The organism is Streptomyces sp. NPDC052114 (assembly GCF_040680155.1).
In the GTDB taxonomy this organism is placed as follows: Bacteria; Actinomycetota; Actinomycetes; order Streptomycetales; family Streptomycetaceae; genus Streptomyces.
In genome coordinates, this window is record NZ_JBFAWC010000011.1 from 69,642 (window position 1) to 90,823 (window position 21,182).

At 71.9% G+C, this 21,182-nt stretch carries 17 protein-coding genes; 13 read left to right on the forward strand and 4 right to left on the reverse strand.

Annotation, left to right across the window (positions count from 1 at the left end; all coding sequences use genetic code 11):
• Positions 1-100 precede the first annotated feature (100 nt).
• The 3 genes from AB0L89_RS24410 (at position 101) to AB0L89_RS24420 (ending at position 2,260) form a co-directional block, all read left to right on the forward strand.
• A complete protein-coding gene (locus AB0L89_RS24410; protein WP_365144473.1) occupies positions 101-649 on the forward strand; it encodes an SAV_6107 family HEPN domain-containing protein in 549 nt (182 codons plus the stop codon).
• Between the two features lie 97 nt (positions 650-746).
• A complete protein-coding gene (locus tag AB0L89_RS24415) occupies positions 747-1,571 on the forward strand; it encodes a methyltransferase (RefSeq protein ID WP_365144476.1) in 825 nt (274 codons plus the stop codon).
• Between the two features lie 275 nt (positions 1,572-1,846).
• A complete protein-coding gene (locus tag AB0L89_RS24420; RefSeq protein WP_055702132.1) occupies positions 1,847-2,260 on the forward strand; it encodes a DUF3040 domain-containing protein in 414 nt (137 codons plus the stop codon).
• Between the two features lie 226 nt (positions 2,261-2,486).
• Here the strand turns inward: AB0L89_RS24420 and AB0L89_RS24425 are convergent, their stop codons facing one another.
• The 4 genes from AB0L89_RS24425 to AB0L89_RS24440 form a co-directional block, all read right to left on the reverse strand.
• The gene (locus tag AB0L89_RS24425) at positions 2,487-4,913 is read right to left on the reverse strand and encodes a DUF3488 and transglutaminase-like domain-containing protein (RefSeq protein WP_365144480.1); all 2,427 of its coding nucleotides are present in this window, start codon (positions 4,911-4,913) and stop codon (positions 2,487-2,489) included.
• Positions 4,910-6,262 carry a DUF58 domain-containing protein gene (locus tag AB0L89_RS24430; protein ID WP_365144483.1) on the reverse strand — a complete coding sequence of 451 codons (1,353 nt, stop codon included), beginning with the start codon at positions 6,260-6,262 and terminating at the stop codon, positions 4,910-4,912. The genes AB0L89_RS24425 and AB0L89_RS24430 overlap by 4 nt, the downstream gene beginning before the upstream one ends.
• On the reverse strand, positions 6,262-7,284 hold the full coding sequence (locus AB0L89_RS24435) for a MoxR family ATPase (protein ID WP_365144486.1): 1,023 nt from the start codon (positions 7,282-7,284) through the stop codon (positions 6,262-6,264). Before AB0L89_RS24435 ends, AB0L89_RS24430 begins: the two co-directional genes overlap by 1 nt.
• Before the next feature lie 189 nt (positions 7,285-7,473).
• Positions 7,474-8,031: a carbonic anhydrase gene (locus AB0L89_RS24440; protein WP_365144489.1), complete on the reverse strand. Its 558-nt coding sequence runs from the start codon at positions 8,029-8,031 to the stop codon at positions 7,474-7,476.
• Positions 8,032-8,453: 422 nt separating this feature from the next.
• Here AB0L89_RS24440 and rsmH point away from each other — a divergent pair, with 422 nt between their 5' ends.
• From rsmH to AB0L89_RS24490, 10 genes are all read left to right on the forward strand, one after another.
• Positions 8,454-9,413, forward strand: coding sequence for a 16S rRNA (cytosine(1402)-N(4))-methyltransferase RsmH (rsmH, locus tag AB0L89_RS24445; RefSeq protein ID WP_365144492.1), 960 nt, complete (start codon positions 8,454-8,456; stop codon positions 9,411-9,413).
• An 89-nt stretch (positions 9,414-9,502) separates the two neighbouring features.
• Complete coding sequence (locus AB0L89_RS24450; protein WP_365144495.1) at positions 9,503-10,090, forward strand: septum formation initiator family protein; 588 nt, start codon at positions 9,503-9,505, stop codon at positions 10,088-10,090.
• A gap of 6 nt (positions 10,091-10,096) precedes the next feature.
• Complete coding sequence (locus tag AB0L89_RS24455) at positions 10,097-12,070, forward strand: penicillin-binding protein 2 (protein ID WP_365144498.1); 1,974 nt, start codon at positions 10,097-10,099, stop codon at positions 12,068-12,070.
• Positions 12,071-12,164: 94 nt separating this feature from the next.
• Complete coding sequence (locus tag AB0L89_RS24460) at positions 12,165-13,799, forward strand: UDP-N-acetylmuramoyl-L-alanyl-D-glutamate--2,6-diaminopimelate ligase (protein ID WP_365144501.1); 1,635 nt, start codon at positions 12,165-12,167, stop codon at positions 13,797-13,799.
• A 4-nt stretch (positions 13,800-13,803) separates the two neighbouring features.
• Positions 13,804-15,219 carry a UDP-N-acetylmuramoyl-tripeptide--D-alanyl-D-alanine ligase gene (gene murF, locus AB0L89_RS24465; RefSeq protein ID WP_365144504.1) on the forward strand — a complete coding sequence of 472 codons (1,416 nt, stop codon included), beginning with the start codon at positions 13,804-13,806 and terminating at the stop codon, positions 15,217-15,219.
• Entirely contained in the window at positions 15,216-16,286 is a 1,071-nt protein-coding gene (gene mraY / locus AB0L89_RS24470; RefSeq protein ID WP_055699889.1) for a phospho-N-acetylmuramoyl-pentapeptide-transferase, read from the forward strand. The genes murF and mraY overlap by 4 nt, the downstream gene beginning before the upstream one ends.
• Positions 16,268-17,707 carry a UDP-N-acetylmuramoyl-L-alanine--D-glutamate ligase gene (gene murD, locus AB0L89_RS24475; RefSeq protein WP_365144508.1) on the forward strand — a complete coding sequence of 480 codons (1,440 nt, stop codon included), beginning with the start codon at positions 16,268-16,270 and terminating at the stop codon, positions 17,705-17,707. The genes mraY and murD overlap by 19 nt, the downstream gene beginning before the upstream one ends.
• 49 nt (positions 17,708-17,756) lie before the next feature.
• On the forward strand, positions 17,757-19,067 hold the full coding sequence (gene ftsW / locus AB0L89_RS24480) for a putative lipid II flippase FtsW (RefSeq protein WP_365144511.1): 1,311 nt from the start codon (positions 17,757-17,759) through the stop codon (positions 19,065-19,067).
• 6 nt (positions 19,068-19,073) lie between these two features.
• Positions 19,074-20,168, forward strand: a complete 1,095-nt coding sequence (gene murG / locus AB0L89_RS24485) for an undecaprenyldiphospho-muramoylpentapeptide beta-N-acetylglucosaminyltransferase (RefSeq protein WP_055565236.1) — start codon at positions 19,074-19,076, stop codon at positions 20,166-20,168.
• Positions 20,169-20,182: 14 nt separating this feature from the next.
• Positions 20,183-20,974, forward strand: a complete 792-nt coding sequence (locus AB0L89_RS24490) for an FtsQ-type POTRA domain-containing protein (RefSeq protein WP_365144515.1) — start codon at positions 20,183-20,185, stop codon at positions 20,972-20,974.
• Positions 20,975-21,182: the final 208 nt, after the last annotated feature.

Consider the following 21,182-nt stretch of genomic DNA (forward strand, 5'->3'; position numbering starts at 1 on the left):
GATCGAGGCAAAACCGCAGGTCAGAGCCGATTGTCAGTGGCGTACTCCACGATGGGCACATACGGCCACTGCGCCGTCACACGACGACAGGAGGTTCGTCATGGCCAGTACTTCCGCAGCAGCCGCACACCGGCACCGCGCCGTCGGCCCTGCCCCCTCACTGACCGGCCCGGCGAGCGATGTCCACCCCGTCCTGCGCCGCGCCACGGCCCCGCCCGCCGCCCTCGAACTGCTCGCCCAGGCCCGCGCCGGAATCGACGAGGCCACCCGCCTCGACGCGCCGAACGAGCGCTATGCCACCGCCCATCTCGCCGCCCTGCGCACCGCCGCCGCCGTCCTCGCCGCGCGCGGGCGCCCCGAGACGACCCCGCGCCGCAGGCAGCGCATCCGCAGCGCCTGGGAGGTCCTCCCCGAGATAGCCCCCGAACTGACCGAGTGGAGCGCGCTGTTCGCCTCCGGCGCCGCCCGCAGGGCCCGCGCCGAGGCGGGCATCCAGGGCGCCGCCACCGTCCGCGACGCCGACGACCTGCTCCGCGACGTGGCGATGTTCCTGCGCATCGTCGAGCGGATGCTGGTGCTCCAGCCCGTGCTGCCCCAGCCGCGGCAGGAATCCCGGGACGCGGGCAGGGAGCCGCCGGACGCGGGCTGACCGGCGCGTCTGTGCCGGACGAGGGATGACCCGGACACCGAGCGGCAGGCAATAGGGTGGGGGTAATCGAAACCCATGCGCCGAGGAGTCAACTGCCGTGTCGGACCCGATGCGCCCGCCCGCCTCTCACCCCCAGCCCCGGACGGCGTCGCGCTCCGACCTTCCTCGTCCGCGCGCCGCTCTCCGCACCGCCGTGGTCTGGGACGTCCTCAAGGACGCCCTCGACCGCCGCGTCAAGGCCACGGGCCGGGAGTCACTCGACGTCCTCGACACGGGAGGCGGCAGCGGCAACTTCGCGGTGCCGGTCGCCGGCCTCGGCCACCGCGTCACCGTCGTCGACCCCAGCCCGAACGCCCTCTTCGCGCTGGAGCGCCGGGCCGCCGAGGCGGGCGTCGCCGAGCGCGTGCGCGGCGTCCAGGGCGATGTGCTCGGCCTCTTCGACGTCGTCGAGCGGGGCGGCTTCGACGCCGTCCTGTGCCACGGCGTCCTGGAGTACGTGGACGACCCGGCGGAGGGCGTCCGCCTCGCCGTCGACGCGCTGCGCCCCGCCGGCATCCTCAGCCTGCTCGGCGCCGGCCTCGGCGGGGCCGTGCTCGCGCGCGCCCTGGCCGGGCACTTCAAGGAGGCGCGGACGGCCCTCGCCGACCCGGCGGGCCGCTGGGGCGCGGGCGACCCCGTGCCGCGGCGCTTCACCGCCGAACAGCTCACCGAGCTGGTCGAGGCCGCGGGCGTGAGCGTCGGCGCGGTGCACGGCGTCCGGGTCTTCGCCGACCTGGTCCCCGGTGTCCTCGTGGACACCGAGCCGGGCGCCATGGAGGCCCTCCTGCAGCTGGAGGCCGCCGCCGCCGAGTTGCCCGCGTTCCACTCCGTGGCCACGCAGCTGCATGTGCTGGGTGAGGCGCGGGAGACCGACGGGGCCTGAGTGCCCCGACGGGCTGCGCCGCTGATCAGGGGCGCAGCCGCACATGGAGTACGCCACAGGCCCCCCGAACGGGCTACCGGCGCCGTATGATCGAGGCACACCGTCCTGCATGACGGTTCGGCCGCTGGGGAATGCACGCTTCAGTGAGCCGGAGCGACGTGAAGGTCCGGTTTGGCGAAGTTGGCGTAGAGGGGCGGGTTTCACGGGGGCGATTCCCTGCCTATCCTGAAGGGGACCCCCGGTCGCCCCGGCGACTGCACGATGAGGAGGACTCCGTGCCGCTCTCGGAGCACGAGCAGCGCATGCTCGAGCAAATGGAGCGAGCGCTGTACGCCGAAGATCCCAAATTCGCGACAGCGCTTGAGGGAAGCGGGCTGCGTACGTACACCCGGAAGCGGGTCTACCAAGCGGTCGCGGGTTTCCTGGTGGGTATCGCCCTCCTCATGGCCGGAATGGTCGCGCAGCAGATCTGGATCAGTGTGGTGGGATTCCTCGTCATGCTGGGCTGCGCGGTGCTCGCCGTCACCGGTTGGCGCAAGGCGCCGAAGCCGGGTGAACAGCCCTCGGGCGCGGCCGCCGCGCCAGGTGGGGCCCCCGCCCGTCGGCAGACAAGGCAGCGCCGTTCCGTGATGGACCGGATCGAGCAGCGGTGGCAGCGCCGCCGCGACGAACAACAGGGCGGTCAGTGAGCACATCGGCTCACGACTGACCGAACAGACTTCTGTACGCGTGAGGGGTGACCGCCCTGTGAGGCGGTCACCCCTCACGTGTGTGTGGCCCCTCACGCGTGAGGGGACCGCTCTCTCGCGTACGCAGGCCCTACGGGGCCTTCGGCACAGGGAGCGACAGCGCACGGACGAAGGGCCGGTGCGGCGGGGACGCCGCCGCACCGGCCCTTCGTGGATCGGGAGGTCCTCAGCCCTCCTGCGTCGTCCGGCGCGGCAGCTTCCGGACCAGGGCGGTCCACTGCTTCGCGACCCGCTCGCTCCAGCGTGCGGTGAACGCCGCCCAGCGGTCCGAGACCGCCCACACCACCCGGGCGGCCGAACGCGGCGCGAGTGTCGCCCGCAGCCGCGCCGGGCGGCCCACCGCGGCGCGCAGCCCGTCCCGTACCCGCGCGACGTCGTCGGCCAGACCCGCGGCCGGCTGCGGACGCGGGGCGTACAGCACCTGCTCCACCGCGGCCGCCAGCCGATGGACGGCCTCCGCGGGCCCCGCGGCCAGCTCGCCGACGCGGACGATCCGCGCGGCGGCCTTCCGGGGGGTCTGTGACTCGTCCGGCTCAATGCCGTGGTCCCAGGCCGTATCGGTCACTTCGAGCCAGGCGGCCAGGGTCCGCGCCGCCGCGTCCGCCTCGGTCCGCCCGCCGGAGCCCAGCCGCACCGCCCGCACTCGGGTCCGCCACAGCAGGGGCAGCAGGGGAACCCCGAGGACGAGCAGCGCCGCGAGGGAGCCGCCGACGATCATCCCGACCGGCGGTCCGCTGCCGCCCGAACCGGTCGCGACCTGCGGGGCCGCGCTCGTGCAGCCGCCCTGCTTCTGCTGGTCGAGCGGGCAGTCGTCGGAGGCGGAGGGAGCCGTGGACGGCTCGGCGGACTCGGTCGGATCCGGGCTGTCCGGGTCGCTCGCGCCGTCGGAAGGAGTGTCGGGACGGGTGTACTCGGGCACCGTGCCGCGGTTCGGCGTCGGCTCGAAGCGGGTCCAGCCCACGCCCTCGAAGTACAGCTCGGGCCACGCGTGCGCGTCCCGCAGCCCGACCGACATCGTGCCGTCCGCCTGCGCGGAGCCCGGTGTGAAGCCCACCGCGACCCGGGCCGGGATCCCCAGCGTCCGCGCCATGGAGGCCATCGCGAAGGAGAAGTGGACGCAGAAGCCTTCCTTCTGCTCAAGGAACCGGCCGATCGCGGCGGGACCGCTGCCCGCCCGCACCTGCGTGTTGTACGTGAACCCGCCGTCGGAGGCGAAGTAGTCCTGGAGCTTGACCGCCTGCTCGTACGGGTTCGAGGCGCCCTTGGTGACCCGGCGGGCCGTGTCCTGGACGACGCCGGGCAGCGCGTCGGGCACCTTCGTGAACTCGCGCCGCAGGTCGTCGGGCGGCGCGGGCGCGTCGGCCAGCTGCGCGGCCGTGGGCTCCACGACCAGGCTCTTGACCTGGTACTGCGCGCCGCGCGTGGTCTGGCCGCGGTCGCCGACGAGGGCCCGCCCCACCGGCTCGTACCGCCAGCGGCCGTCGATCTTCACCTGGCTGGCCGGAAAGGGCATGGGCAGCCAGTTCTGCGCGTAGCTGTCGGCGGCCGAGATGTTCGTCTGGATCTCGGTCCTGCGGACGTCGGGGCGCAGGCCCTGCGGGCTCGGCAGCGGCGAGGGCACGTCCTCGATGCGCCGGACGGTGGTCTTCCACGTCGTGCCGTCGAACTGGTCGAGCGAGACGATCCGCAGATACAGCGCGTCGGTCTGCTCCGCGTTCGTGCGGTACGAGATGACCTCGCGGTCCTCCGGCTGGTTCAGGCTGTCCTGGAGCGCGACCAGCGGGTTGATGGCGGAGATCGTTCCGCCGCCGCCCGTGCCGTTGCCGCCCGCGCCGCCGGAGCCGCCGAGCAGGCCGCCGTCCAGCGCGGGCAGGGCGAGCGGCACCACCAGGGCGATGCCCAGGGCGAGGGCGCCGATCCGGCGTCCGGTGCGGACCGGGGCGATCGCCCCCGAGTTGCTCTCCAGCCCGCCGGAGACCCGGCCCGGCGCGCGTGCCGCGCCGCCGAACACCCGGCCCCACTGGGAGAGCCGCTCGCGGCCCTCCGCGAGGAGCAGCAGCAGATAGCCGGCCGCGGCGAGCAGGAACCACAGCCACCCGGCACCGTCCCCGGAGAGCCCGGCCGCCACCGAGTACAGCGCGAGCAGGGGCAGACCCGCGGGCGCCGCCGTACGGAAGGTCACCGCCAGCGCGTCCACCGCGAGGCCGATCACCAGGACACCGCCGACCAGCATCAGCCGGATGCCGTCGCTGAGCGGCGCGGGGATCGCGAACCGCCCCACGTCGTCGGCGCCGGCCTCCAGGAGCACGCCGAACCGGCGGAACACCTCGGGCCCCGGCAGCAGCCCCGCGATCGCCTGCTCCCGGGCGAAGGCCAGGGTGAGCAGCAGCAGCGTCACCAGCGCCTGCACCGCCACGGTGACCGGCCTGGGCAGCGGCATCCGGCGCGCCAGCGCGCCCACCCCGCTCTGCAGCACCAGCAGGACCACCGCCTGAAGGAACCACGTCGCGGGATCGACGAGCGGCAGCAGCGCGCCCGACGCCATCAGCGTGGCCGCGGTGGCACACACCGCGAGCCGCGCGCGCCCACTCATGAACGTCCCCCCACTGCCGTACCTCCCGCGCTCGCGCGCGCGTCGTCCGCCTGCCGCCACAGGTCCGCCAGACCCGTGCCCGGAGGCACCGCGAGGGCCGCCCAGCCCGCCTCGCGCAGCATCCGCACCCGCTCCTCACCCGCGGCGGACACCGCGCCGCCGGGGCCCTGCGCCCAGGCCGCGCCGTCCAGCACGAACGCCACGGCGGAGCCGCTGCGCCGGCGCATCTTGGCGACCACCGCGGCCTGCTCCTCGTCGAGGTCGCCGAGGAAGGCGACCAGCAGTCCCTCGTTGCCGCCGCGCAGCACGTCGTACGCCCGGGAGAGCCCGGCGCCGTCCGAGTGGTCGATCACCGCGAGGGTGTCCATCATCAGCCCGGCCGCGTCCGCCGACTCCTGGCTGGCGCCCGCGAAGCCGTCCGAGCCCTCGCCCGGCACGGAGGTGCCCGTGTCGGTCAACAGCCGTACCGAGAAGCCCCGTTCGAGCATGTGCACCAGGGCGGACGCCGTGCCCGAGACCGCCCACTCGAAGGCCGAGTCGGGTCCCGCGCCGCGGAAGCCCGCGCCCCGGGTGTCCAGGAGCACCGTGCAGCGGGCCCGCTGGGGCTGCTCCTCGCGGCGCACCATCAGCTCGCCGTAACGCGCGGTGGAGCGCCAGTGCACCCGGCGCAGGTCGTCGCCGTGGCGGTACCCGCGCGGGATGACGTCGTCCTCGCCGGCCAGCGCCAGCGAGCGGTTGCGCCCGTCGCCGTACCCCTTGGCCTCGCCGGTGAGGCGTACGGGGGGCAGCGCCTCCACGCGCGGGATGACCGTCAGGGTGTCGTACGTCGAGAAGGAGCGCGTCAGTTCGCACATGCCGAACGGGTCGGTCAGGCGCAGTTGCAGGGGGCCCAGCGGATAGCGTCCGCGCAGGTCGGAGCGGACGCGGTAGGACACCTCGCGGCGGCCGCCCGCCTCGACCCGGTCCAGCACGAAACGGGGCCGGGGCCCCAGGACGTAGGGCACCCGGTCCTGGAGCATCAGCAGCCCCGTGGGCAGCCGCGAGACGTTGTCCATCCGCAGATGGACGCGGGCCTCCGAACCGGCGGGCACGCGCGCGGGGGAGAGCCTGCGGCTGCCCGCGACGCGGTAGCGGGTGCGGAACAGGACGACGGCGCAGACCAGCGGCAGCACGGCGAGCAGCAGCCCGACGCGCAGCAGGTCGCCCTGGCCGAGCACATAGGCACAGATCGCGGCGGCGACGCCGGCCGCGAGGAAGGAACGTCCGCGTGTGGTCAGGCCCGCGAGAGCCGTGCGCAGCCCGCCCCTGTCCTCCTCGGCGGGGCCCGCCGGCATCCCCCCGGCCGTCATCACAGCCTCCGGGCGCCGGGCGGCTGCTGGTTGAAGTAGGCGCCGGGACCGGGCTGCCCGGTGGCGGGCACCGGCGTGCGCTGGAGGATCTCCAGGACGACCGATTCGGCCGTACGGCGGTTCAACTGGGCCTGCGCGGTGGGCAGCAGGCGGTGCGCGAGGACCGCGACGGCCAGCGCCTGCACGTCGTCGGGCAGGGCGAACTCCCGGCCGCTGAGCGCGGCGGAGGCCTTGGCGGCGCGCAGCAGGTGCAGCGTCGCGCGCGGGGACGCCCCGAGTCTGAGATCCGGGTGGTTGCGGGTCGAGGCGACCAGGTCCACCGCGTAGCGCCGCACGGAGTCGGCCACGTGGACCGTGCGCACGGCGTCGATGAGCTTCACGATGTCGTGCGCGTGCGCCACCGGCTGGAGGTCGTCCAGGGGCGAGACGCCGCCGTGGACGTCGAGCATCTGCAGCTCGGCCTCGGGGCCCGGGTAGCCGATCGAGACCCGCGCCATGAAGCGGTCGCGCTGGGCCTCGGGCAGCGGATAGGTGCCCTCCATCTCCACGGGGTTCTGCGTGGCCACCACCATGAAGGGGCTGGGCAGTTCGTACGTCTGCCCGTCGATGGTGACCTGGCGCTCCTCCATGGACTCCAGGAGCGCGGACTGCGTCTTCGGAGACGCGCGGTTGATCTCGTCGCCGATCACGATCTGCGCGAAGATCGCGCCCGGCTTGAACTCGAAGTCCCTGCGCTGCTGGTCGAAGATCGACACACCCGTGATGTCCGACGGCAGCAGATCCGGAGTGAACTGGATCCGCCGCACGGAGCAGTCGATGGACCGCGCGAGCGCCTTGGCGAGCATGGTCTTGCCGACGCCCGGAACATCCTCGATGAGCAGGTGCCCCTCCGCGAGGAGCACGGTCAGCGAAAGCCGTACGACCTCTGGCTTGCCCTCGATCACACCCTCCACCGACCTGCGGACACGCTCCGCTGTGGTGGTCAGATCTGTGAGGCTCGCTCGATCGTCATAGGTCGTCACCCGGCCCTCCTCGGCCCGTTCTCCGGACCGACGCTCGCGCGCGCGGTCCGGTCCACCCCGAATTCACCGGCATCACGCGTGAATGGACCGCGTGATGCCACCCCCGCATTGTTGTTGGGCATAGCGGGTCGTGTCACTCGCCTGTGGATAACTGGCGCCGATTTGTCGGGTCTTACAACCCTTTGTCAGTCACGCAGGGTCGATCTCCCGCAGCAGACCGGTCGTCACGTCGAACACGAATCCGCGGATGTCGTCGTTGTGCAGCAGGAACGGCGAGGTCCGCACGCGCTGCATCGACTGGCGCACGTCCTGGTCGACGTCGCGGAAGGACTCCACCGCCCAGGTCGGCCGCTGCCCGACCTCGTTCTCCAGGTCCTGCCGGAATTCCTCGGTGAGGGACTCCAGGCCGCAGCCGGTGTGGTGGATGAGGACGACGCTGCGGGTGCCGAGCGCGCGCTGGCTGATGGTCAGGGAGCGGATGACGTCGTCCGTGACCACGCCGCCGGCGTTGCGGATGGTGTGGCAGTCGCCCAGGTCGAGGCCGAGTGCGGCGTGCAGGTCGAGCCGCGCGTCCATGCAGGCGACGACGGCGACCTGGAGGACGGGGCGGGCGTCCATGCCGGGGTCGGTGAACCCGGCGGCGTACTTCTTGTTCGCGTCGACCAGACGGTCGGTGACGGAGCCGGCGACTATGTCGCCGTTCTGCTCTGCGGGGGTGCTGCCCGAAGGGGATGCGGAAGTCGACATAGTCATGACGTTAGTGGTCAGTGATCGATGGGGCCCGCTGTGAGAAGGGACAAAGGACGTCAAAGACTCTTGTTGTGAGGTAACCCACAGGAGCGGTACGGCTACGGCCGAATGGGTGAATGCACCGGATTTGCACCCCGGCCCGGGACCCGCCCGCGACGCGCAGGCCGGTTGATTGACCGGGCGACAGCGTGGACTAAAGTGACGCGAAGCGGGAGACGTGACCTTCTCCCTGCTGGACTGCACATCCCGGAGATTCCCTGAATCCCCCCACGTGCGCGGCGCGTACGTACGGCTCGGCCTCCTCCCGCTCCCGGTCGGCTGACGCCACTTCCCCGGCGGCAGCAGGCCATTCCCCTTCTTCGGAGCGGGTGGGGACCCGGCAGTGCGTACGAACGCCGCGCCGGACCTGAGAGGGCCCCTTGAGCGACAACAGCCGACACGTCCCGGTGATGCTCCAGCGGTGCCTGGACATGTTGGCCCCCGCCCTCGCCGAGCCCGGAGCGGTCGTCGTCGACTGCACCCTCGGACTCGGCGGCCACAGCGAGGCCCTCCTGTCCACGTTCCCGTCGGCCCGCCTCATCGCCCTCGACCGCGACAAGGAAGCGCTGCGCCTGTCCGGTGAGCGGCTCGCCCCCTTCGGCGACCGGGCCACCCTGGTGCACGCGGTCTACGACGAACTGCCCGACGTACTGGAGCGCCTGGACGTCCCGCGCGTCCAGGGCGTCCTGTTCGACCTCGGCGTCTCCTCCATGCAACTGGACGAGGCGGACCGGGGGTTCGCGTACGCCCAGGACGCCCCCCTGGACATGCGCATGGACCAGACGACCGGCATCAGCGCCGCCGAGGTCCTCAACACCTACGCGCCCGGCGAACTGGTGCGGATCCTGCGGGCGTACGGCGAGGAGAAGCAGGCCAAGCGCATCGTCTCCGCCGTCGTGCGCGAGCGCGAGAAGGAGCCGTTCAGCAACAGCGCGCGGCTCGTCGAACTCATCCGCGACTCCCTGCCGCAGGCCGCCAAGCGCACCGGCGGCAACCCCGCCAAGCGCACCTTCCAGGCCCTGCGCATCGAGGTCAACGGCGAACTGAGCGTCCTGGAGAGGTCCATCCCCGCGGCCGTCAAGGCGCTCGCCGTCGGCGGCCGGATCGCCGTCCTGTCGTACCACTCGCTGGAGGACCGCCTGGTCAAGCAGGTGTTCGCGGCCGGTGCCGCGACGACGGCGCCGCCCGGCCTGCCCGTCGTCCCCGAGCGCTACCAGCCGCGGCTCAAGCTTTTGACGCGCGGTGCCGAACTGCCCACCGAGGAAGAGGTCGCGGAGAACCGCCGGGCGGCGCCCGCGCGGCTGCGGGGCGCCCAGCGCGTCCGCGAAGACGTCGGGTGAGCCGCCGCCCGCACGCCGGCCCCTGAGCTCGTCCGCAGTGCCGAGTCCGCAGTGCAGAGTCCGCTGATCAGAGTCCGCGAGGAGGCTCCATGAGCAAGAAGCCCGAGCTGCGGGGGAGGGCCGCCCGCCTCGCACGGCTGCTGCCACAGGGCCCCACCCAGGCGGCGCGCACGCCCTTCGTCCTCCTCGTCGTGCTGCTCCTCGGCGGCGGCCTGATCACGCTGCTCATCCTGAACTCCTCCCTCAACGAAGGCTCGTTCCAGGTGAGCGAGCTGAAGAAGGAGACGAAGGACCTCACCGAGGAGGAGCAGGAGCTCCAGCGCGACGTGGACGGCTATGCCGCCCCCGACGCGCTCCAGCGCCGCGCCCGCGAGCTCGGCATGGTCCCCGGCGGCGACCCCGCCTTCCTCGACCCCGACGGCGCCGTGCGCGGTGTGCCCGGCGTCGCCGCCCGGCCCTCGGGGCTGCACGAGATGGCGCCGCGCCCGCGCGAGGTGGCCTCCCCGGCCGCGAGCGTCTCCGCCCCCGCGGCGCCCCCGGCGTCGCCGCCCGCCCAGCGCCCGGCGGCCGCCGCGCGGCCGAGCGCCGCCGCCCCGCCCGCCCCCTCCTCGGCCGCCCCGCAGCGCGCCCCCGCGCAGCCCACGGTGCCCGGCCCCACGACGACCTCCGGCAGGTGACGTTCAGTGTCCGACAGGGAACCCCCGCGGCGCCGGGTACCAGGACCCGCGAGGCCCGCGCGCCCCGCGAGGCCCGGCGCACCCCGGCGCCCGGCGTCCGGCGGGCGCCCCGCAGGCCGCCGCCCCGACGCCCGCAGGCCCGCGGCCAGGAGCAGGACCCGCACCATCCGCCTCGGCAGCCCCCGGCCGCGCCTGCGCATGGTCAGCCTCGGCCTGACGCTGGTCATGCTGGCCTTCGTCGTACGGCTGCTGCAGGTGCAGGCCGTCGATGCCAGCGCGTACGCGGCCAAGGCGGAGAAGAACCGCTACTTCACGCACACCCTGGCCGCCGAGCGCGGCCGCATCACCGACCGCGGCGGCGTCGAGCTCGCCGCCAGCGTGGACGCGTACGACATCACCGCCGACCCCACGCTCTTCGCGCCGAAGGAGACGAAGACCAAGGACGCGCCCGAGCAGGCGGCCGCGCTCCTCGCGCCCATCCTCGGCAAGGACGCCACCGAGCTCACCAAGAAGCTCAGGACGCCGAACACGCGCTACGTCCTGCTGGCCCGCCGCCAGACCCCCCAGGTCTGGAAGCAGATCAAGGACCTGCGCGGCGCGCTCGCCGAGAAGGCGGGCACCGACCCCGCGTCCCCGAACGTCCTCGCCGGCGTCCTCGCCGACCCGAGCAGCAAGCGGGTCTACCCGAACGACGACCTGGCCGCCGGGATACTGGGATGGGTCAACGCCGACGGCAAGGGCGCGGGCGGCCTGGAGCAGCAGCTCGACAAGCGGCTCGCGGGCGAGGACGGCAAGATCCGCTACGCCCAGTCCGGCGGCCGGCGCGTGCCGACCGCGGGCTCCACGGAGACGCCCGCCGTGCCCGGCTCCGACGTCGAGCTCACCATCGACCGCGACATCCAGTGGGCCGCGCAGAACGCCATCACCGAGCAGGTCAAGAAGTCCAAGGCGGACCGCGGCTACGTGATGGTGCAGGACACGCAGACCGGCGAGGTGCTTGCCATGGCCAACGCCCCCGGCTTCGATCCGAACGACCTCTCGCAGGCCAACGGCGCCGCCCTCGGCAACGCCGCGCTCCAGGACGCCTTCGAGCCCGGCTCCACCGCCAAGGTCATGTCGATGGCCGCCGTCCTGGAGGAGAACGCGGCCACGCCCGGCACGCACGTCACCGTGCCCAACCGGCTGCACCGCGGCGACCGCCTCTTCCAGGACGACATCGACCACCCGACCTGGCACCTCACGCTCAACGGCGTGCTCGCCAAGTCGTCCAACATCGGCACGATCCTGGCCACCGGCGAGCTCGGCAAGACGCAGCGCGAGGCCAACGACGTCCTCTACTCGTATCTGCGCAAGTTCGGCATCGGCAAGGAGACCGGGCTCGGCTTCCCCGGCGAGACCTCCGGAATCCTCGCGCCCGCCGAGAAGTGGTCCACCTCGCAGCAGTTCACGATCCCCTTCGGCCAGGGCGTCTCGATCAACGCGATGCAGGCGACCTCGGTCTACTCGACCATCGCCAACGGCGGCGTGCGCGTCGAGCCCACGCTGGTGCGCGGCACGAAGGGCCCCGACGGCCGCTTCCAGCCCGCGTCCAAGCCGAAGAAGACGCGCGTGGTGAGCGACAGGACGGCGAAGACCGTCGCGCAGATGCTCGAATCCGTCGTCGACGACGAAGAGGGCACCGGCACCAAGGCCCGCATCCCCGGCTACCGCGTCGCGGGCAAGACCGGCACGGCCAACCGGGTCGACCCGATGACCGGCCGCTACAAGGGCTACACCTCGTCGTTCGCCGGCTTCGCGCCCGCCGACAAGCCGCGCGTCACCGTCTACTGCGCCATCCAGAACGCCACCAAGGGCAGCTACTTCGGTGGCCAGATCTGCGGTCCCATCTACAAGGAAGTGATGGAGTTCGCCCTCAAGACGCTCCAAGTACCGCCCACCGGAAGCACGCCGGCCCGCCTTCCGGTGACCTTCAAGCCCTGAGACCCACCAGGAACAGCTCGTGACAACCATCACGCCCGGCCCGGGGAACCACCCCCCGCCACACCACCCGCCCACCCGTCTCCCGCCACCACCCTTGACGGACTCCGCTACGCGCAGGCCCCTCCCTTTTGGCTCTGAAGCGGGTACGCCCGGTACGCTCACCGCCGTGCCACACGCTGATCAGTCCCAAACCACCCAGAAGGGCGTTCCCGTGACCTATCCGGGGCCGCCGCGGCCGGACCACGTCTCCGCGACCCCACTGACGGAGCTCGCGGGCCAGCTGGGCATCAGCGCCCCGGGCGACGCGGAGATCACGGGCATCACGCACGACTCCCGAGCGGTCCGCCCCGGTGACATCTACGCCGCCCTGCCCGGCGCCCGCATGCACGGCGCCGACTTCGTCGCGCAGGCCGCCGACCTCGGTGCCGGAGCCATCCTCACCGACCCGACCGGCGCCGAGCGCGCCGCCGCGACCGGCCTGCCGGTCCTGGTCGTCGACGACCCGCGCGGCAGCATGGGCGAACTGGCGGCGACGGTCTACGGCCACCCCGGCCGCGACCTCCTCCAGATCGGCATCACCGGCACCTCCGGCAAGACCACCACCGCGTACCTCATCGAGGGCGGCCTCAGGAGCGTCCGCTCGACCGGCCTGATCGGCACGGTCGAGATGCGCATCGGCGACGAGCGCATCAAGTCGGAGCGCACGACCCCGGAAGCCACCGATCTGCAGGCGCTGTTCGCGGTGATGCGCGAGCGCGGCGTCGACGCGGTCGCCATGGAGGTCTCCAGCCACGCGCTGGTGCTCGGGCGGGTGGACGGCTGCGTCTTCGACGTCGCCGTCTTCAACAACCTCAGCCCGGAGCACATGGAGTTCCACTCCGACATGGAGGACTACTTCCGGGCCAAGGCGCAGCTGTTCACCCAGCGGCGCTCGCGGCTCGGCGTGGTCAACTTCGACGACGAGTACGGGCGTCGGCTCATCGCCGAGTCCGAGGTGCCCGTCACGACCTTCTCCGCCGAGGGACACCCCGACGCCGACTGGCGCGCGGAGGACGTCGAGGTCGGCCCGATGGACTCGACGTTCGTCGCCGTCGGTCCCAAGGGCGAGCGCATCACCGCCAGGTCGCCGCTCGCCGGCCCCTTCAACGTCGCCAACACCCTCGCCGCGATCGTCTCGCTGGCCGTCGCCGGGATCGACCCGCAGCTCGCCGCCGACGGCGTCGCCGCGGTGCCCGGCGTGCCCGGCCGCCTGGAGCGCGTCGACGAGGGCCAGCCCTACCTCGCCGTCGTCGACTACGCCCACAAGACGGACGCCGTCGAATCGGTCCTGCGCGCGCTGCGCAAGGTCACCGAGGGCAAGCTGCACATCGTGCTCGGCTGCGGCGGCGACCGCGACAAGACCAAGCGGATGCCGATGGGCGCGGCCGCGGCCCGCCTCGCCGACACCGCCGTACTGACCTCCGACAACCCCCGTGGCGAGGACCCCCTCGCGATCCTCGCCACGATGCTCGCCGGCGCCGCCGACGTGCCGGCCCACGAGCGCGGCGAGGTCGCCGTCTTCGAGGACCGCGCCGCCGCCATCCGCGCGGTCGTCGCCCACGCCGGTCCGGGCGACACCGTCCTGGTCGCAGGCAAGGGCCACGAGCAGGGCCAGGACATCGCCGGGGTGGTGCGTCCCTTCGACGACCGCCAGGTACTTCGCGAAGCTATCCAGCAAACACAGGGATGAAGTTGTGATCGCCCTCTCCCTCGCCGAGATCGCCACCGTCGTCGGCGGGCAGACGTACGACATACCGGATCCGGCCGTCCAGGTCACCGGACCCGTCGTCCGGGACTCCCGTGAGGTGACGCCCGGCAGCCTCTTCGTCGCCTTCGTCGGCGAGCGCGTCGACGGCCACGACTACGCGGCCGACGTGGTCGCCGCGGGCGCGGTCGCCGTGCTCGCCTCGCGGCCGGTCGGCGTGCCCGCCATCGTCGTCGACGACGTGCAGGCGGCGCTCGGCGCCCTGGCCCGGCACGTCGTCAAGCGGCTCGGCGCGACCCTGGTGGCGCTGACCGGCTCGGTCGGCAAGACCAGCTCCAAGGACCTGCTCGCGCAGGTGCTTCGGCGCCACGCGCCCACGGTCTGGACGCCGGGCTCGCTCAACAACGAGATCGGGCTGCCGCTCACCGCGCTCAGCGCCACCGACGAGACGAAGTTCCTCGTCCTGGAGATGGGGGCGCGCGGAATCGGCCATATCCGCTACCTCACCGGACTCACGCCGCCGAAGATCGGCCTCGTCCTGAACGTCGGCACCGCCCACATCGGCGAGTTCGGCGGCCGCGAGAAGATCGCGGAAGCGAAGGGCGAGCTGGTCGAGTCGCTGCCCGAGGACGGCGCCGCGATCCTCAACGCCGACGACCCGTTCGTCCGTGCGATGGCCACGCGCACCAAGGCGCGCGTGCTCCTGTTCGGAGAGTCCGACGACGCCGACGTACGCGCGGAAAATGTCCGGCTCACAGAGAACGGACAGCCTGCTTTTACGCTGCACACACCCTCCGGGTGCAGCGACGTGACCTTGCGGCTGTACGGTGAGCACCACGTGTCGAACGCGCTTGCCGCGGCCGCCGTCGCCCATGAGCTGGGCATGTCCGTGGACGAGATCGCCCTCGCGCTCTCCGAGGCGGGCACGCTGTCCCGCTGGCGGATGGAGGTCACCGAGCGCCCGGACGGTGTGACGGTCGTCAACGACGCCTACAACGCGAACCCCGAGTCCATGCGAGCGGCCCTGCGCGCGCTCGTGGCCATGGGCAAGGGGCGTCGTACGTGGGCGGTGCTCGGGCACATGGCCGAGCTCGGGGACGAGGGTCTCGCCGAGCACGACGCGGTCGGACGCCTTGCCGTCCGGCTCAACGTGAGCAAGCTCGTGGCAGTCGGGGGCAGGGAAGCGTCCTGGCTCCAACTGGGCGCATACAACGAGGGTTCGTGGGGTGAGGAGTCGGTGCACGTGTCCGACGCACAGGCGGCGATCGACCTGCTGCGCAGCGAGCTGCGCGCGGGAGACGTCGTGCTGGTGAAGGCGTCCAGATCGGTCGGTCTCGAGCGGGTCGCCGCGGCGCTGCTCGACGACGCCGCGATGTCTTCTGAGGGGCAGGTCGCCGGCCGATGAGGCAGATCCTCTTCGCGGGTGTGATCGGGCTCTTCCTGACCCTGGTCGGTACCCCGCTGCTGATCAAGCTCCTGGCCCGCAAGGGTTATGGCCAGTTCATCCGGGACGACGGCCCGCGCGAGCACCACAGCAAGCGCGGTACGCCGACCATGGGTGGTATCGCCTTCATCCTGGCCACGCTCATCGCGTACTTCCTCACGAAGGTGCTCACCGGCACGGAGACCACGCTCTCCGGCCTGCTGGTGCTCTTCCTGATGGCGGGCATGGGCCTCGTCGGCTTCCTCGACGACTACATCAAGATCGTCAAGCAGCGTTCGCTGGGTCTGCGGGCCAAGGCGAAGATGCTCGGCCAGCTGATCGTCGGCATCGGCTTCGCCGTGATGGCGCTCAACTGGCCGGACAACCGCAACCAGACGCCGGCCTCCACCAAGCTGTCGTTCGTCACGGACTTCGGCTGGTCGATCGGCCCGGTCCTGTTCGTGGTCTGGGCGCTGTTCATGATCCTCGCGATGTCGAACGGCGTGAACCTCACCGACGGTCTGGACGGCCTCGCCACCGGCGCCTCCGTGATGGTCTTCGGCGCCTACACCTTCATCGGTGTCTGGCAGTACCAGGAGTCCTGCGCCAACTCGGCGACGCTGATGAACCCCCAGGCGTGCTACGAGGTCAGGGATCCGCTCGACCTCGCGGTGGTGGCCTCCGCGCTGATGGGCGCCTGCTTCGGCTTCCTGTGGTGGAACACCTCGCCCGCCAAGATCTTCATGGGTGACACCGGTTCGCTCGCTCTCGGCGGTGCGCTCGCGGGCCTCGCGATCTGCTCCCGCACGGAGCTGCTCCTCGCGCTGCTCGGCGGCCTCTTCGTCCTCATCACCATGTCGGTCGTCATCCAGGTCGGCTCGTTCCGCCTGACCGGAAAGCGCGTCTTCCGGATGGCGCCACTCCAGCACCACTTCGAACTCAAGGGGTGGTCCGAGGTCCTTGTGGTGGTCCGCTTCTGGATCATCCAGGGCATGTGCGTGATCGTCGGCCTCGGTCTCTTCTACGCGGGATGGGCAGCCGAAAAGTGACCACAGCGTCCGACTGGCAGGGCAGGAACATCACCGTCGCCGGTCTCGGCGTGAGCGGCATCTCCGCCGCCCGCGCCCTGGCCAGCCTCGGCGCGTCGGTGACCGTCGTGGACGGCGGCTCCGGCGAGGCACACCGCGAACGCGCCGCCTCCCTGGAGACCGAGGGCATCGCCGTACGCCTCGGCGACGCCGAGACGCTTCCCGAGGGCACCGACCTGGTGGTCACCTCGCCCGGCTGGAAGCCGTCCTCGCCGCTGTTCGCGGCGGCCGCCGCCGCGGGCGTGGACGTCGTCGGCGACGTCGAGATCGCCTGGCGTCTGCGCGGCCCCGACGCGGCCTCCTGGCTCGCCATCACGGGCACCAACGGCAAGACCACGACCACGCAGATGCTCGCCTCGATCCTGACGGCGGCGGGCCTGCGCACGGCCGCCGTCGGCAACATCGGCACCCCGATCGTCGACGTGGTCCTGGAGGGCGACGACGCCTACGACGTGCTGGCCGTCGAGCTCTCCTCGTACCAGCTGCACTGGGCGCCCTCGCTGCGCGCCCACTCCGCGGCGGTCCTGAACCTCGCGCCCGACCACCTCGACTGGCACGGCTCCATGGAGGCGTACGCCGCCGACAAGGGCCGCATCTACGAGGGCAACCACGTCGCCTGCGTCTACAACGTCGCCGACAAGGCCACCGAGGACCTGGTCCGCGAGGCCGACGTCGAAGAGGGCTGCCGCGCCATCGGTTTCACGCTGAACGCGCCCGCGCCCTCGCAACTGGGCGTCGTGGACGGCATCCTGGTCGACCGTGCCTTCGTGCCGGACCGCCAGAAGCAGGCCCAGGAGCTCGCCGAGATCTCCGACGTCCGACCGCCCGCGCCGCACAACATCGCCAACGCGCTGGCCGCCGCGGCCCTCGCGCGCGCCTTCGGCGTACAGGCCACGGCCGTCCGCGACGGCCTGCGCGCCTTCCGCCCGGACGCCCACCGCATCGAGCACGTCGCGGACGTGGCCGAGGTCGCGTACGTCGACGACTCCAAGGCCACCAACACGCACGCCGCGCAGGCGTCGTTGGCGGCGTACGAGTCGATCGTCTGGATCGCGGGCGGGCTCGCCAAGGGCGCCACCTTCGACGAGCTCGTCACGGGCGCGGCGAAGCGGCTGCGCGGCGTCGTCCTGATCGGCGCCGACCGCGGGCTGATCCGCGAAGCCCTCGCGCGACACGCCCCCGAGGTCCCGGTCGTCGACCTCGACCGCACCGACACTGGTGCGATGTCCGAGGCGGTACGGCGGGCGGCGGAGCTGGCTCAGCCGGGGGACACCGTGCTGATGGCCCCGGCCTGCGCGTCGATGGACATGTTCACCAACTACAACAAGCGTGGTGAAGCGTTCGCGGACGCCGTCCGCGAACTCGGCTCCACGAGCGCCTGACCGGGTTTTCCGTCCGGCCGGGCGCCGGGCACACCCTTGGGAGGGGAACGTGGCCAGGTCTTCCGTGCGGGTCGCCAAACGACCGGCTCCGGTACGCGCCAGAGGTGCCTCCCACCCTCCGGGCGAGAGCGGGCCCAGGCGGCTCTACAACAGGGCCCGCAAGGCCTGGGACCGGCCGCTGACGGCGTACTACCTGATTTTCGGCAGCAGCCTGCTGATCACCGTGCTCGGCCTGGTGATGGTCTACTCGGCCTCGATGATCCAGGCGCTGCAGCTGGACCTGCCCGCCTCGTACTTCTTCCGCAAGCAGTTCGTGGCGGCCGTGCTCGGCGCGATCCTGCTGCTCGCCGCGATGCGGATGCCCGTCAAGCTGCACCGGGCGCTCGCCTACCCGATGCTCGCGGTGACCGTCTTCCTGATGGTCCTCGTGCAGATCCCGGGGATAGGGCGCAGCGTCAACGGCAACCAGAACTGGATCTACCTGGGCGGCCCGTTCCAGTTGCAGCCCAGTGAGTTCGGCAAGCTCGCCCTGGTCCTGTGGGGCGCCGACCTGCTCGCGCGTAAACACGACAAGCGGTTGCTGACCCAGTGGAAACACATGCTGGTGCCGCTCGTCCCGGTCGCGTTCATGCTGCTCGGGCTCATCATGCTCGGCGGCGACATGGGCACGGCGATCATCCTCACCGCGATCCTCTTCGGACTGCTGTGGCTCGCGGGAGCGCCCACCCGGCTCTTCGCCGGCGTGCTCGGCGTCGCGGCGCTGCTCGGTGTGATTCTCATCAAGACGAGCCCCAACCGCATGGCGCGGCTGGCGTGCATCGGCGCGACGGATCCCGGCCCGGGAGACCAGTGCTGGCAGGCCGTGCACGGCATCTACGCCCTTGCCTCCGGCGGATTCTTCGGTTCCGGTCTCGGCGCGAGTGTGGAAAAATGGGGTCAACTGCCCGAACCGCACACCGACTTCATCTTCGCCATCACGGGGGAGGAACTCGGCCTGGCGGGGACACTGTCGGTACTCGCCCTGTTCGCGGCTCTAGGCTATGCGGGTATCCGCGTGGCCGGACGCACGGAGGACCCCTTCGTGAGGTACGCCGCGGGAGGTGTGACCACCTGGATCACGGCCCAGGCCGTGGTCAACATCGGTGCGGTGCTCGGTCTGCTGCCGATCGCCGGTGTCCCGCTCCCGCTGTTCTCCTACGGGGGTTCGGCCCTGCTGCCGACCATGTTCGCCGTCGGACTCCTCATCGCCTTCGCGCGATCGGACCCCGCGGCGAAGGCGGCCCTGGCCATGCGGCAACCTCGGGTGAGATGGAACACGATGCGACGGCGCGTCAAGGCGCGTTCGTCCGGAGAGCGGTGAATTTCGGTGCATGTCGTACTCGCCGGTGGGGGGACCGCCGGCCACATCGAGCCCGCGCTCGCCCTCGCGGACGCCCTGCGGAGGCAGGACCCGACCGTGGGGATCACGGCCCTGGGCACGGAGCGTGGACTCGAGACCCGACTCGTACCCGAGCGGGGCTACGAACTGGCGCTGATCCCGGCCGTACCCCTGCCGCGCAAGCCCACCCCTGAACTGATCACCGTCCCGGGACGGCTGCGCGGCACCATCAAGGCGGCCGAGCAGATCCTGGAGCGCACCAAGGCGGACTGCGTCGTGGGCTTCGGCGGCTACGTCGCGCTGCCCGGCTACCTCGCCGCCAAGCGGACGGGGACGCCGATCGTCGTGCACGAGGCCAACGCGCGCCCCGGCCTGGCCAACAAGATCGGTTCGCGGTACGCCCACGGGGTGGCCGTCGCCACGCCGGACAGCAAGCTGCGCAACTCCCGCTACATCGGCATTCCGTTGCGCCACACCATCGCCACGCTGGACCGGGCCCGGGTCCGCCCCGAGGCGCGCGCCGCGTTCGGCCTCGACCCGAACCTGCCGACCCTGCTGGTCTCCGGCGGTTCCCAGGGCGCCCGGCGCCTCAACGAGGTCGTCCAGCAGGTCGCGCCGGTCCTCCAGCGCGCCGGCATCCAGATCCTGCACGCGGTCGGTCCGAAGAACGAATTGCCGCAGGTGCAGCAGATGCCGGGGATGCCCCCGTACATCCCGGTACCGTACGTGGACCGGATGGACCTCGCGTACGCCGCGGCCGACATGATGCTCTGCCGCGCGGGCGCGATGACCGTCGCCGAACTCTCCGCCGTCGGGCTCCCGGCCGCCTACGTCCCGCTGCCCATCGGCAACGGCGAGCAGCGGCTCAACGCCCAGCCGGTGGTCAAGGCGGGCGGCGGACTGCTGGTCGACGACGCGGAACTGACGCCCGAGTGGGTCCAGGGCAATGTCCTGCCCGTGCTCGCCGACCCCCACCGGCTGTACGAGATGTCCCGTGCCGCCTCGGAGTTCGGCCGCCGGGACGCCGACGAGCTCCTCGTCGGCATGGTGTACGAGGCGATTGCGTCACGCCGTAACGCGTGAGAAGGCAGGGGACCGTGGCCGGACCGACCACCGCCGAACGGCAGCAGCAGAAGTCCGGCCCGCCCCGCCCGCAGCGCACCCGCCGCCCGCGACTGCCGCGGTCGCGCACCCTGATCGTGGCGCTGGTCCTCGCCGTACTGCTCGGCGCCGGCGCCATCTGGGCGCTCTACGGCTCGCAGTGGCTGCGTCTTGAGCGCGTGACGACCTCCGGTACGCGCGTCCTGACGCCCGAACAGGTGCGGAAGGCGGCCGCGGCCCCGGTCGGGGCACCACTGATTTCGGTCGACACCGACGAGCTCGAAGAGCGGCTCCGCTCGAAATTGCCCCGAATTGACTCGGTTGAGGTCGTCCGGTCCTGGCCGCACGGAATCGGGCTCAAAGTGACGGAACGCAAGCCCGTTCTTCTCATCGAAAAGGGCGGAAAGTTCACCGAAGTGGACGCCAAGGGAGTGCGATTCGCCACGGTCGAACGCGCCCCGAAGGGGGTGCCCCGGCTCGAATTGACGCCGGATCAGGACAGTGGCGCGGCGAGTCTGCGCCGGTTCGGCACCGACCGGCTGCTGCGCGAGGCGGTGCGGGTCGCCGGTGACCTGCCCGAAGCCGTGGCCCGCGATACCCGGAACGTCAAGGTCCGTTCGTACGACTCGATCTCGTTGGAGTTGAGAGGCGGACGAACGGTCGACTGGGGCAGCGGCGAGAAGGGGCGTACGAAGGCCGCCACACTGACCGCACTGATGAAAGCGGCGCCCAAGGCACGGCACTTCGATGTGAGCGTCCCCACCGCCCCTGCGTCATCGGGGAGTTGACGCATATCGTCGCAGGCCAGCACCCTGGTTCGGCATCGCTACGGCTGATCACATAGGGTGAAAAGAAAAACGGGAGGTTCGGCGTGTTCGTTGAACGTGCGCCACTTGTCGACTTAGTGTCCTGTTCGGAAGAGTCCAAGGAACAGACACACTGGTAACCCTAAACTTCAGCGTTAGGGTTCGGGTCGGCGTTCGGACCGTCCCATTC